Genomic DNA, 14093 nt, shown 5'->3' with positions numbered 1-14093 from the left:
CAATTATTGCGGGTTAGAATCTGCATCTGAAATCTACACCAATCTGCATCGGGCGTCCCATCTGTGCGAATCCTCTGTCCATCGACTCAAAGTAGAAAGCCTGATAATCTGTGTTGAGGGCATTGTTAATCCATAGACCTATCTGTCCGTTGCCTTTGTTCAGACTGACGCGTCCGTTCAGGGTGCCGTACAGATCCTGATATGCATTGTTCTGTTCTGTCCAGTATATACGTCCGGCTCCCTTATAGTTGGCATTCACTATGATATTGTCCAGCCATGCACCTCTCTTCATACGGAAGATATATTGTCCTCCAATGTTGAATGTATGTTTAGGAACGAAAGGCACGTAGTTGCCATTGTAGTTTACTTCGTCGCTTACTACATAGTCTGTGAATGTGGCATGAGTGTATCCGTAATTACCGTTCAGACTGAATGCGTCTGTTATCTGTGCTTTCAGTGCAAGCTCTCCACCTACGCTTCTGCTCTTTCCTGCATTGACGGTTATACGTCCCAAGCCGCTTTCCGCAAAACGTGAAATCTGCTGGTCGTGAGTATCCATATAGAATGCGGCAATGTCAGCTTGCAGTCGTCCGTCGAACATAGTTAGGTGTGAACCTATCTCGTAGTTCCATGAATACTCAGGCTTATACATGGTTGTTTCCTGTATGTCATATTCATAATGAGGAATTTTGTCACCTCCCATTTGTGAAACCATGCCATGGCTCTTTTCATCTAATGCGGCTATCATGCCGTTAATCATTTCACCCTGTACTATTTCTGAAAACATCTGTATGTTATATCCTCCCGAACGATAACCTTTCGTTACTGATGCGTAAATGTTATTGTTCTTATTAAAATCGTATTGTAAGGCGAATTTAGGCAATAACTGTATATAATCGTGGCTTATATTGCCGTTCACGTTAGGCGAAGATTTCAAGTCTTTGAAAGGCATTGGCATGACGGATATCTTGAAATCAAAGTTGATATTGGCGTTAGAGTTATAGTCCAGCCAATATCTTTCGTATTCCATTCTCAGACCTGCAGTGAAAGACAGTCCTTCAAAGATAATATCATTTATTGTTGATTGATGATATATACCTGTGCTGAGCATTGGTGATTTGAAGTTCCCGCCGATTAATATATTATTGTCAGTTATATCAAGGCTCATATCAGGCATCATAGGTTTTTCTTCCTTTATTTTCTTGAATATACCGTTTACGTTATCCTCCATTAATGAAGATATACCATCCTCATGGAAAGTAACAGGTCCTTCAGTGTCAAGCCACTGGTAAAAGCCACTAACACCTGTAGTCCACTGCCAGCGGCGTCCCGGTTTCGATTTAAGCACAATTTCCTCACTCAATGTCTTGGAATTCTGTCTCTGCGACATAGTGTAAACATTTTTTCTTGTGAAATCCTGGTCGAGGTTCATCTCGTCTTTCAGATACTGGAAACCTGTCACACTGCTGAGAATGAAATTGTCTGCCTGATGTTCCAGATTTAGGCCGCCGTTAAGGAGATGACGCATATATCCACATTCGTTATTATATGCCACCTTGCCCAAATCTCCTTTAATGTCCTGATAGTAAATATCATTTTCGGAAAGACTGGTCAACTGGTAAGGATAGCCTCCCTGGTTTAAATACTCGTAATTCACGGTGAAGTCAAGTTTCAGATTGTCCTTTGGAAGCCAGATAGCTCTCATCCTGCCGCCGGCCTCATTACCCTTGTCAATCTTTTCGTTGTTGCGGGCTACATTTTCGAAGAAACCTCCATCATGCTCATAGAAAGCCCCTGCAGAAAAAGCAAACTTGTCTGATATACGGTGGTAATGTGTCACCGAAGCCTTGTAATTATTATAAGTTGCAGCTCCAAGACTTACGTCTGTACCTTGGTAAGTGAACGGCGATTTAGTGAATACACGGATTAGTCCGCCCATAGTGTTGCGCCCGTATAGGGTACCTTGCGGACCGCGCAATACGTCGATACGTTCAATATCGGAGTAGTTAAAATCGAAAGCCGACTTGTCGATGAAAGGAATATTGTCAACATATAGTCCTACGGCAGGAGTGTTTATTCTCGAACCGATACCTCTGACGTAAACGGATGTAGTAAGTTTTGAACCGTAATCAGGTATAAACAGGTTTGGAACAAGACCTGATAGTGACTTTACCGATGTCACAGAGTTGTTTCGCATGTCTCCCTGCGAGAATGATGTTGCTGACAGAGGCTGTTGTCTCAATCTGTTATTTTCTTTTGGCGTCGCTATGACCACCACTTCTTCTATATCTATCACTCTGGTTGTGTCTGCCGGCGCGCTGATGTTTTCGTTTATGGGCAGACTGTAGGCAGGAAGCACTCCCGTGGCTACGGTAGCCCCTGCCGCAATGAACTTAAATGTTTTTAGAAATGTGCGTCTTCTCATCTTTCAGTCTGTATATGGTTTTTGTAATTCGAATGCAAAGAAAATGTAAATCGCGAAAACGTACAATCCTAATTTATTATGATTTTTATATACTGTCTGCGTCAATATATCCGTTCATGACAGCATAAATGGCCAGTCCTGAAACGGATTTTATGCCAAGCTTTTCTGTGATGTTCTTCCGGTGGGATATCACTGTGGTCAGACTTATATTCAGTTTTTCGGCTATCTCTTTGTTTATATATCCCTTTGTCACAAGAATCAATACCTCTATTTCCCTTGCCGAAAGTACAGGCATATTCTCTTTGGAGTGAGCCTTTACAGGATGATGCGTCATCTCGTGTCCTTTGGTGCGCATATCCATAAAAGCCTTAATCAGTTTTTCTTGCGGCAGTAATGAGTTTAGGACAGGTACTCCCAATGGAATCTGAGGATCTCCGTTTGACAGGACTATACTCTTTGGCTTTCTTTCGAGGAAGAAAGCTGTATGCTCGAAATATATTGATATTGACACAAAATAATGGGCGTACATGTCGGGGGTATCGTCTATGAGTTCCTCGTAGGAATGGAATACACGTATAGTAGCTTGCGGTATCAGCTCTTCCAAAATTGTTTGCAAACCTAATGCCGTTAGTGTATTTCTTTCTATGATTGCTATTTCGGGAATCATTTTATAGTTGTTTAAACAGTGTTTAAATGGTATTTAAATGGTGTTTAAATTCTCATGAACGCAGCAACAGCTTCTGCGCATCTCTCTCCGTCAACTCCTGCAGAGACTATTCCTCCGGCATAACCTGCACCTTCGCCACATGGGAATAGTCCTTCCACTGTGACATGCTGCAGTGTTTCGTTGTCGCGTACAATTCTTACCGGTGCCGATGTGCGTGTTTCTACAGCAATCATCACCGCGTCGTTGGTAAGGAAACCTCGCGAACTTCTGCCAAACATTTCGAATCCCTTGCTCAGACGTTCGCTGATGAATTTGGGCATCCAGAAGTGTAGGGGAGATGATATAATTCCAGGACTGTAGGAAGTGACAGGAAGGTCGTAACTCAGTTTCTTTCTTGTGAAATCCACCATTCTTTGTGCCGGTGCCGTCTGTCGCATATTTGCCTGCTGCCAGCATATCTGTTCCAGTCTTTCCTGGAACTGCATCATAGACAGTACAGACTGTTCTCCATCTTTGGTTGTCTTGCGTATCAGTTCTTCTGTCTGCTGTTCGGCAGATTCTTCAATCGCTTCGCATGCCTGCAGTTGCAGTGTAGGGTCGTTCAGGTCTTCAGGGCGAATCTCTACCACCATTCCCGAGTTGCTCCATTTCGTACCACGGTTGCTTGGACTCATTCCGTTTACGACAAGCTGGTGGGGACCGCTTGCAGCCGGAACTACAAAACCGCCCGGACACATACAGAAACTATATACACCGCGTCCGTCCACCTGCTGCACGAAACTATATTCCGCAGCCGGCAGATATTTACCTCTACCGTTCTTGTTGTGATATTGAATCTGGTCGATAAGCATTGACGGATGTTCCAGACGCACTCCTACAGCAAGGCCTTTCGTTTCCATTTTCACACCGTTGGCATACAGCCAGCGGTAGACATCACGTGCCGAATGACCTGTGGCAAGTATCACCGGACCTCTGAAGGTCCTTCCGTCATTAGTCTCAATACCTACAACCTTGTTTTTCTCTATTATGATGGCATCCATTCTGGTCTTGAAGTGAACTTCTCCGCCACATTCAAGAATGGTATTTCTCATGTTCTCAATTACCCTCGGCAACTTATCTGTACCGATGTGAGGATGAGCATCTATCAGGATTGAGGTGCTTGCTCCGTGCTGGCAGAACACATTCAGAATCTTATCCACATTGCCGCGCTTCTTGCTTCTTGTGTAAAGCTTGCCGTCGGAGTAAGCTCCTGCGCCACCCTCGCCGAAGCTGTAGTTCGATTCAGGGTCAACCTTATGCTCGCGGCTGATTTTTGCCAGGTCTTCCTTCCTTTCGCGTACGTTCTTTCCGCGTTCAATCACTATCGGTCGCAGACCAAGTTCTATCAGTCGCAGTGCGGCAAACAGTCCTCCAGGACCGGCACCCACAACGATTACTTGAGGTTTCCCGCTAACGTTCCTGTATTCGGTAGGAGTGTATTCCTGTGTGTCCGGAACCTCATTGATGAACACCTGTACTTTTACGTTTACGTATATTGTACGCTGACGTGCGTCAATACTCTTTTTCAGAACTCTTACGGCATTGATAGTCCTGATGTCAAGTCCTTTTTCGCGGCTGATATATGTCTTCAGCGACTGTTCGCTTGCAGCCTGTTCGGGCAATATTCTGAGTTGATATTCGTTTACCATTTTAGGGTGGGGTTGTTGGTTTTTAGTTTTTAGTTGTTGGTTGATGAGTTTGGATTGGTTTTATGTTATATGTATTTCCAATCACTTACTGTTCCTGTCTCTGATGAGAATCCTACACCTATTTTATATAGTATGCGATTATCGGTTTCGTATTCACGTGCATATCCTTTTTCTTCAATCTGTTGAAGAGCTTCTGCAGCAGTGCCGTCCAGCTTGAATTCGAAGATGTAAATGTATTGCGGAGTTTCTACAATACAGTCCACACGTCCCTGGCTTTGTACTTTTTCCACATAAACAGTATATACGCTCACCATCCTCATAATCAGATAGAAGGTGTACTGGAAATAACGTTCCCGCTCATTTTCGTCTTCCTTTCGGCGCATTGTATATGGAATACTGGCCAGAAAAGCCGTAAACATAGCTTGCAGTTTTTCCACTTCACCGGCTTCAAATGTTTCTACCAATTCATCTATCCAACCTTCTACACGTTGTTTGGGCTTCAGATAAGAAGTTGCCAACATTGTAAGGAATCCGTTTTTTACCTCATTATTTGGAAAATCAAGCAAAAACTTGTTCATCCTCATATTGTAGTCCTTTATCGTGAGATAACCACTTTGATATATCATAGGAAGAGGTTTTTCTATATCGGCTTTATAGTCCACGAACTCTTCAGGACGATAATATTTGCCTGTCAGTTCATTCAAATTCTCGTTGAAATGGGTCAGTAGGCGTATAAGATATGTAGGTGTACCTGAATGGAACCAGTAGTCATACACTCGTTTGCTGTCAAAAGCGTTAAGCAGGCTGAAAGGATTATAAATATCAGTCATACGGTCACTGAAGTGATAACCGTCGTATTGCTGTTTCAGACGTAATTTCATTTCCTCAGGACTGCATTCGTATTCTATAGCCATGTCGGCGATAGGTTTGAGAAAATAATGTTCAATCTCTTCCTGAGTGATACCACATAAAGCTTCGTAGCGTGTATCCATACTGATGTCCTTAGGTTGGTTGAAACCGCTGAATACACTTACTTGCGAGAATTTGGTTACACCCGTAAGCAAAACAAACTGCAGATGTTCGTCTGCTCCTTTGAATACAGAATAGAAACCTTTCAGTACGTTACGATGACGGTCTTTCAGAGTTGAATTTATATCGAGCACATCAAGAATAGGCTTGTCGTACTCATCAATCAGTACTACTGCGCGACGTCCTGTTTTTCTGTGTGCGGCTTCGAGTACCTTGATGAAACGTCCTCCCAAATCAAGTGAGTCACTGTCTGATGATAAACCATACATTTCTTCCCAATCGGATACATATCCATTCAGGCGTTTTTCCAAAACACCTTCTTCTGTAAAGTTAGAACCATTGAAATCTACATGGAAAACAGGATACACATTCCATTCTTTCTCCAGATTCTCTATGGCTAATCCGCGGAATAACTCCTTACGTCCCAAATAATAGTTTTTCAGTGTAGAAACGAGTAAGCTTTTTCCAAAACGGCGCGGACGGCTGAGGAAATAAATGCTACTCTCATGGGTGAGATTATAGATTAACCCAGTCTTGTCAACATAGACAAATCCGTCTTCAATGATACGGTCAAAACTTTGTATTCCGATTGGATATTTCATAAGTGTAGTTTTTTATCAATATCTGCAAATATAGCTAAATGTATGCGTTAGCACAAATGGAAAACTTGGTTTTTCTGAGTAGATATTTGTTTTCTATAATATTTATCCGAAAAGTTCCCTGAAAGCCTCTTCCACTTTTCTTACCGGAACAAGTTCAATCTTTATTTTCTTTTTGTCAAGTCCTTGCAGGTTATGCTTTGGTATAAGCATACGTGTGAAACCAAGTTTCTCAGCCTCGCTTATCCTCTGTTCGATTCTGTTTACCGGGCGTATTTCTCCGCTCAGTCCCACTTCGCCAGCCATACATACTCCAGATTCTATTTCTGTGTCCATATTGCTTGACAGTATGGCGCTTATCACAGCCAAGTCGATAGCCGTATCGTTTACCTTCAGTCCGCCGGCAATGTTAAGGAATACATCCTTTTGGGCAAGCTTGAAGCCTACACGTTTCTCCAGTACGGCAAGCAGCATGTTCATTCTTCGGATGTCGAATCCTGTTGCTGAGCGTTGAGGCGTACCGTATGCCGCTGTACTTACCAAAGCCTGCACTTCTATAAGGAAAGGACGGATGCCTTCAGTGGCACAAGCAATTGAAATTCCGCTCATGCCCTCATGGTCTTGAGTGAGCAGCAGTTCTGATGGGTTGCTCACCTGACGAAGCCCGTCCTGACGCATCTCGTAGATACCGAGTTCGGCAGTACTGCCGAAACGGTTCTTTATGCTTCGCAGGATGCGGTACATATAGTGCTGGTCTCCCTCAAACTGAAGTACCGTATCGACTATATGTTCCAGTACCTTAGGTCCGGCAATGCTTCCCTCCTTATTGATATGTCCAATCAGTATGACCGGAGTTCCTGTTTCTTTAGCAAATCTCAGTATTGCAGCCGAACACTCTCTCACCTGTACAATGCTGCCGGGCGATGAGTCAAGATTTTCTGTGGAAATAGTCTGTATGGAGTCTATAATAACCAAGTCCGGAGCAGTACTCTTTATATTGGCAAAAATCTGTTCCAGTGAAGTCTCGCATGCTATGAGCAATTCGCTTTCGCCGTTATGCTTTATTCTGTCCGCACGCAGCTTAAGCTGTCGCGCGCTTTCCTCGCCGGAAATGTAAAGTATTCTTTTGTTTGTCAGATGCAGAACAGTTTGCAGTACCAGAGTTGACTTACCTATACCAGGTTCGCCGCCAAGCAGTGTGAGCGAGCCTTGCACCAATCCGCCGCCGAGCACTCTGTTCAGCTCGTCGTCCATAAGGTCAATTCTCTGTTCGTCCGATGAAACGATTTCCCTTAGATACTGTGGCTTTGAGCGTACTGATTCAATCCCGTGTGCGGCATGTTTGGCTACGGGTGTTTCTTTCCTCACCACTTCTTCCGAAAAAGTGTTCCACTGTCCGCACGAAGGACATTTTCCTATCCATTTCGGTGACTCCTGTCCGCAGTTTGTGCATACGAATACTGTCTTGTCTTTTGCCATGTTTGAATCAGATTTTGTATATTGTGCAAAAGTAATGAAAGGTGAGCGTAGAGGCAAATGAAAAACTATGTTTTTCAATTTATGGCATTCCCAGCTAACATCTATGGCATATTTATTTGTTAATATCAATTTGACAATCTGATAAATTGCATGTCTGAGGTTATGATTCTTACAGCCTTTGGACTGATATTTATCAGAAATTTAATTCTTAGTGGTTTGTATAATGGTAAAAATTGTAGATATGTTGTTTTTAAGTATGATTTTGTTGTGATATTGTTTAATATTGATTGCTGTTTGTTTTATATAGTTTAAATTTAATGCTATATTGATATATTAAATTCGCTTGTGTTTTTTCTTGAAATAGAGAGAAAAATGTCATTTTTACAGATAAAAATGTTTGTCTTGGAGATTTTAAATAAACAACATCATGTTTTGAAAATGTTTCTTGATGTTTTGGTTAAGATGCTTTGACGTTTTATCGAAGTCTTTTAGGTGGATAAATACTAATGTAATTAATAAATTTAACAATAAACTTGTTTTTAGTGTATATTTTGTTGATTAAATTGGATAAGCAATTAACTGTTACTCTCCGGATGATGAGAAATGAAAAAATGTTGTGTTATTGATTTGGAGATTTTTGTGATAAAATGCGAGATAAACAAGGGCGAATTGACTGTTTTGTAAATAGATACTTGTTATATAGTAAGCAAATATGGAAATAAATAATTTAATTTTCGTTCATGTAAAAAGGATTTGAAAATATAAAATAAGCATTAATATGGCCCCCTTGGATAAACAAAAAGATTGGGCTATTGTGCCTTTTATTATTTTATTTCTTAGTGTTAATCTTCTTTTTACATAAATATTTTTTTTAATATTTGAGATTATTTGTAATTATCTTAATTTTTTTATTATCTTTGCATCGTAAATGTTAGCCTTATTTTTAATTTAATATTAAAAGTATGATGTTAACCTTGTTTCTTAAATCAAATTTTGTTGTTATGCTAAAGAGAATTAGATTAGTAAACGCATTAGTGCTGTTGCTGGGTGGTTCGTTCTTTGTGAATGCTCCACTTTTTGCAGAAAGTCTGACAAGTATTGGGCAGCAGCAGGAAAATTGTAGTGGTGTAGTAAAAGATGCTACAGGTGAAACCGTAATCGGTGCTTCTATTGTTGTGAAAGGTACTACAAATGGTACTATTACAGACTTTGATGGTAAATTTACTTTGACAGGTGCTAAAATCGGGGATGTAATTCAAATTTCGTACATTGGATATCAAACTCAGGAAATTAAATGGGATGGTAATCCACTTTCAGTTATATTGAAGGAAGACTCTCAAGCTTTGGAAGAGGTAGTTGTAGTTGGCTACGGAACACAGAAAAAGGTAAATTTGACCGGTGCAGTTGCCATGACTGATGGTGATATGTTGCAAGACCGTCCTATCGCGAACTTGGCCCAAGGTTTGCAAGGTGCTATTCCAAACTTAAACATTACTATGCCAAGTGGTAATCCAAATGCTACAGCTACATTTAATGTACGTGGTATTACATCATTGAATGGTGGTTCGGCATTAATATTGGTCGATGGGGTTGAAACCAATGATATTTCATTGTTGAATCCTCAGGATATAGAAAGTGTATCTGTATTAAAGGATGCTTCTTCTGCAGCGGTTTATGGAGCACGTGCTGCATTTGGTGTGGTTCTCATTACAACTAAGAAGGGTAAGAAAGATCAGAAAGTTACAATAAACTATAACAACAATTTTTCATGGTCTGCACCATCACGACTGCCAGATGGAATCTCTTCCGATAAATGGATTGATGCAGTACAGTTAGCTAATACAAATTCCAGTGGTAGTGGCTATTTTAGTCAGGAACTGGTAGATGCTGTACATGCTTATTGTCAAGATCCAAGTCGCCCGTCTGCTTTTTTGGATGAAACCGGTGCTTTTACAGCGAAAGGTCAATGGGCTTATGCTGGAAATACAGATTGGTTTGATGAGTTTTATAAGAGTGCTGCTTTCATGCAACAGCATAATGCAAGTATTCAGGGTGGTACTGAGAAGAATACATATTATGCTTCAATTGGTTACAAAGGACAGGATGGTTTATTGGCCTATGGTACCGATACATATAAACGAATCAATATGTCGTTTAATTTCACTACTCAGATAACCAAATGGCTGGAAATAGGTTTCCGTGCGAAATATAACCGTAGTGAATCCGATGAGCCTAATGCTCATGCTTATATGGGTAGTTCTCCTTATTATGAAGTGTATCGTTCATTCCCGTTTATTCCTGTTTATTTACCGGATGGAGAGCATTTTGCTGCTATGGAAGGTAGTAATTTTAACTACAACTATGCAGGTATTTTGGAAGAAGCCGGACGTGTAAAGAATGTTTATGATGATGTATGGTACACAGGTTCATTCAATATTACTCCTTTTGAAGGACTTTCAATAAAGGGGGATTATACTGGAAACCGTTATTTCCGTACACAGCGTGAACATTTGAAAACCATATATCAGCTTAATCCGGATGGTTCCCAAACGGCGAAAATGCCTACAAATAAAGCCGGATTAAGAAAGTATGACGATACATACGAAGCATTGAATATTTGGGCCGAATATAAAAAACAGATTAAAGACCATTCATTCTCTATTATGGCCGGTTATAATCAGGAACGTAAAACTACCAGCAATATGTATGGTGTAGCTGCTAATCTGTATATGAATGATTTCCCTATTATAGATATGGCTAAAGATAAGGAAACATTGAGTGAAGAAGCTACTGTTTGGGCTGTACAAGGTGCTTTTTTCCGCTTAAATTATGATTATAAGGGTAAATATCTTGTAGAATTGAATGGACGTTATGATGGCTCTTCTAAATATGCTTCTGGTAGTCAATGGGGATTCTTCCCATCAGCATCATTGGGTTGGAGACTTTCTGAAGAAAATTTCTTTGAACCGGCTCGAGAATTGTTTAATAATGTAAAATTGCGTGCATCTCTCGGATCTTTGGGTAATCAGGTGACTAATGGTAATTTTGATTACATTGGAACAGTTGGTAGTGAAACTCTGAATTATGTGCTTTCTGGTAAAATACCTACAGGTATAACTCCGGCTACGTTGGCATATAATAATGTAACTTGGGAAAAGGTAACTACTGCTAACTTTGGTATTGATTTAGGATTATTAAATAACCGTTTGACTGCATCATTCGATTATTTCTTGCGTTATACTGATGATATGGTAGTGTCAAAAGCTTATCCGAATACTATGGGTACAAGCGGTGGTAAAGAGAACCTTGCAAGTATGAGAACTAATGGTTGGGAACTCTCTTTGAACTGGAATGACCGTATTGAAAATGTGGCAGGAAGTCCGATGGATTATAATGTTGGAATTGGAATCTCTGATAGTTACTCAACTATTACAAAATATGATAATCCTACAGGTACATTAAATGACCTTTACGTAGGTAAACGTTTGGGCGAAATCTGGGGTTATACGACTGAAGGATTTATAAAAGATGCAGCTGAAGCTGCTGAACAGTCTGTACGTCAGTCTTATATATCTAATACTTGGATTCCTGGAGATATCCGTTATGCAGATATCAATGGTGATGGAGTAGTTAACGAAGGTGATAGTGAATTAGGACCTATCAACACTTTGAGTAATCATGGTGATAAGACTATTATTGGTAATCAGACACCTCGTTATCGTTTTAATATTAATTTGGGATTAAGCTGGAAGAACTTCGATGTACGTGCTTTGTTTGAAGGTGTGATGAAACGTGATTTGTGGCTGTCAAACGAAGTATTCTGGGGATTTAGTGGTGTATGGAACAGTGCTATCAATGATTATCATGTGGATAACTCATGGTCTGAAGACAATCCTGATGCTTATTATCCTGTGCCTTTATGGAATGACAGAAGTCGTAAGACTCAAACGAAATATTTGCAGAACGCATCTTATATACGTTTGCGTGATTTGACGATTGGATATACATTACCTAAAAAATGGTTGGAACCATTAAGCGTTTCTCAGTTGAAGATTTTCTTCAGTGCTCAGAATTTGTGGGAAGCAACAGGTCTGTATAAATATGTTGATCCTGATATGACTGGAAATACTTATCAGAAGTCGTCAGATGGAATGGTTGGTACATTAAATTCGGATATGAAACAATATCCGTTCTGCCGTTCATATTCATTTGGTATTAATCTAACATTCTAAAAAAGATTTATGATTATGAAAAAAATATATATATTAAGCGGGTGTTTGTTTACAATGGCATTGGCTAGTTGTAACTTCTTGGATAGAGAACCGCTGGATGCAATTGGAAAAGAACAATTCTTTGCAACTGCCAATGCAATAGCATTGGAACAATATTGCAATGATTTTTACCCAAAATTAATCGTTGGTTATGGTAATCCAAAGAGTTATGACTGGGGTATGTTGGGGGAAGATTTTACAAGTGATGATGTATTGCCTTGGGAACGTAATACAACAAGTTTTGGCTTGGCTACGGTACCTTCAAGTGCAAATAATACCCAGTGGAAATGGGAGAATATTCGTGCATGTAATGATTTCTTGGCTAATTATGGACAATCTCCAGAAAGTGAAGAGGTAAAAAATAAATATGCAGGTATGATATTATTCTTCAAAACCTTGGACTATTTCAATAAAGTTAAAACTTATGGAGATGTGCCATGGTTTGAGAATGTGATGAATCCCGGTGATGAGGAGATGTATAAGGCTCGTGATTCGCGTATTCTGGTAATGGACAATATGCTGAGAGATATCAATCAGGCGATTGAATGGTTACCTAAAAAAACAGATGTTACAGTTATTAGTAAGGATGCTGCTTTGGCTTTAAAAGCACGTATGTGTCTTTTTGAAGGAACATGGCGTAAATATCATGGATTGGAAAATCCGGATAAATTCTTGCAAGAGGCTTATAATGCTGCTTGTGAATTGATGAAGGCGGAGTATGGATATTCTCTATATGAAGGTTCAAGTCCGGCTACTGCATATCATGAATTGTTCTGCCTTGCCGACCAGGCTACAAATCCTGAGGTAATTTTGTCTAAAGCTTACGATCCAGGAATAGATAAAGGAAATAACCTGACTCGACAGATTTTCGTAGGGGAAACTCCGTTGGGTATGAGTAAGAACTGTGCTGATTCTTATCTGTGTGCAACAACTGGCTTACCGATATCTTTGTGTAACTGTCAGGGACATACACAGCATACAACATTGATTGCTGAATTGGCCAACAGAGACCCTCGTCTGTTGCAAACAACTGCAACTCCGGATGTAACTGACGTTGATCATTGTTATTATATGGATGGCAAGGCTCCTAATATTGCTTCTGTTACTAATACTGGCAATCCAAGTAGATGTTCTACTGGTTATCCGATAGTTAAGTTTTATAATGTAGAAGAGTATAGTGCTTCTCATTACCAGGGTACAGAAGATGCACCTGTATTCAGATTGGGTGAGATAATGTTAATCCGTGCTGAAGCTGCTGCAGAATTAGGTACAATTACTCAGACCGACTTGGATGAGACAATTAATAAACTACGTGCGCGTGTTGGTTTTAACAAGAAATTAGAGTTGACAGTACCATTTGACGATCCAGTAATCGAGGCTGCATATCCGAATGTATCTGGTAATAATGCGAAACTGATTCGTGAAATCCGTCGCGAACGTCGTATAGAAATGTTTGCCGAGGGAGTACGTTACGATGATATTCGTCGTTGGAAATGTGGAAATTTGTTGACAGCTCCGCGTTTAGGTATAATCATTGAAGGAGCAGGGTATTCAGACGAAGAATTGGCTGAATTGAAGGAAACTGTAGGTGTGAATTCTGATGGTGCTTTGACAATTTATGAAAAACGTTATGTAGGTCAGAGTCCGACTCCGATATTTGAGGATCCGAAGCATTATCTGTCACCGATACCAACAGATGAAATAGGAAAGTCTCCTAATCTTAAGCAAAACCCAGGTTGGTAAAACTATAGTTTTGATTAGTGTGATGATTTGAGAAGTATTTTCTCATTTTGAATAAAAATAAAATTACCCAAGCTTACTAAAATGTTCGCTTGGGTAATTTTGTTTTATTTGTGTTATACAATAATTGAGTTTTTTTTGTGTTATGATTGCGTTTTCTGCAGTAGCCTTTGTTTATAAGGTTATGTGATTGTT

Annotated in this window: 7 protein-coding genes; 2 read left to right on the top strand and 5 right to left on the bottom strand. The window is 40.1% G+C overall.

Annotated features, from left to right (window positions below):
• Positions 1 to 13: 13 nt before the first annotated feature.
• The 5 genes from H6A27_RS09010 to radA form a co-directional block, all read right to left on the bottom strand.
• Entirely contained in the window at positions 14 to 2425 is a 2412-nt protein-coding gene (locus tag H6A27_RS09010; protein WP_204508461.1) for a TonB-dependent receptor, read from the bottom strand.
• 85 nt (positions 2426 to 2510) lie between these two features.
• Positions 2511 to 3092 carry a response regulator transcription factor gene (locus tag H6A27_RS09005; RefSeq protein ID WP_204401468.1) on the bottom strand — a complete coding sequence of 194 codons (582 nt, stop codon included), beginning with the start codon at positions 3090 to 3092 and terminating at the stop codon, positions 2511 to 2513.
• A 44-nt stretch (positions 3093 to 3136) separates the two neighbouring features.
• Positions 3137 to 4780 (bottom strand): NAD(P)/FAD-dependent oxidoreductase, encoded by a 1644-nt coding sequence (locus H6A27_RS09000; protein WP_204508460.1) that lies wholly within the window; start codon positions 4778 to 4780, stop codon positions 3137 to 3139.
• Between the two features lie 65 nt (positions 4781 to 4845).
• Positions 4846 to 6411, bottom strand: a complete 1566-nt coding sequence (locus H6A27_RS08995) for an ATP-binding protein (protein ID WP_204508459.1) — start codon at positions 6409 to 6411, stop codon at positions 4846 to 4848.
• 102 nt (positions 6412 to 6513) lie between these two features.
• A complete protein-coding gene (gene radA / locus H6A27_RS08990; protein WP_204508458.1) occupies positions 6514 to 7887 on the bottom strand; it encodes a DNA repair protein RadA in 1374 nt (457 codons plus the stop codon).
• Positions 7888 to 8888: 1001 nt separating this feature from the next.
• On the opposite strand from radA, the gene H6A27_RS08985 reads away from it, so the two are divergent.
• A complete protein-coding gene (locus H6A27_RS08985; RefSeq protein ID WP_204508457.1) occupies positions 8889 to 12119 on the top strand; it encodes a SusC/RagA family TonB-linked outer membrane protein in 3231 nt (1076 codons plus the stop codon).
• Positions 12120 to 12134: 15 nt separating this feature from the next.
• Positions 12135 to 13901, top strand: coding sequence for a RagB/SusD family nutrient uptake outer membrane protein (locus H6A27_RS08980; RefSeq protein WP_204508456.1), 1767 nt, complete (start codon positions 12135 to 12137; stop codon positions 13899 to 13901).
• Positions 13902 to 14093: the final 192 nt, after the last annotated feature.

This window comes from Bacteroides caecigallinarum (genome assembly GCF_016902295.1).
In the GTDB taxonomy this organism is placed as follows: domain Bacteria; phylum Bacteroidota; class Bacteroidia; order Bacteroidales; family Bacteroidaceae; genus Phocaeicola; species Phocaeicola caecigallinarum_A.
The sequence above is the reverse complement of the archived record's forward strand: the minus strand, read 5'-3'. Positions and strand labels throughout refer to the sequence as shown.

Coding starts and splice junctions, on each gene's coding strand:
- H6A27_RS09010 (WP_204508461.1), bottom strand. CDS start 2,425: ATGAGAAGACGCACATTTCTAAAAACATTTAAGTTCATTGCGGCAGGG.
- H6A27_RS09005 (WP_204401468.1), bottom strand. CDS start 3,092: ATGATTCCCGAAATAGCAATCATAGAAAGAAATACACTAACGGCATTA.
- H6A27_RS09000 (WP_204508460.1), bottom strand. CDS start 4,780: ATGGTAAACGAATATCAACTCAGAATATTGCCCGAACAGGCTGCAAGC.
- H6A27_RS08995 (WP_204508459.1), bottom strand. CDS start 6,411: ATGAAATATCCAATCGGAATACAAAGTTTTGACCGTATCATTGAAGAC.
- radA (WP_204508458.1), bottom strand. CDS start 7,887: ATGGCAAAAGACAAGACAGTATTCGTATGCACAAACTGCGGACAGGAG.
- H6A27_RS08985 (WP_204508457.1), top strand. CDS start 8,889: ATGCTAAAGAGAATTAGATTAGTAAACGCATTAGTGCTGTTGCTGGGT.
- H6A27_RS08980 (WP_204508456.1), top strand. CDS start 12,135: ATGAAAAAAATATATATATTAAGCGGGTGTTTGTTTACAATGGCATTG.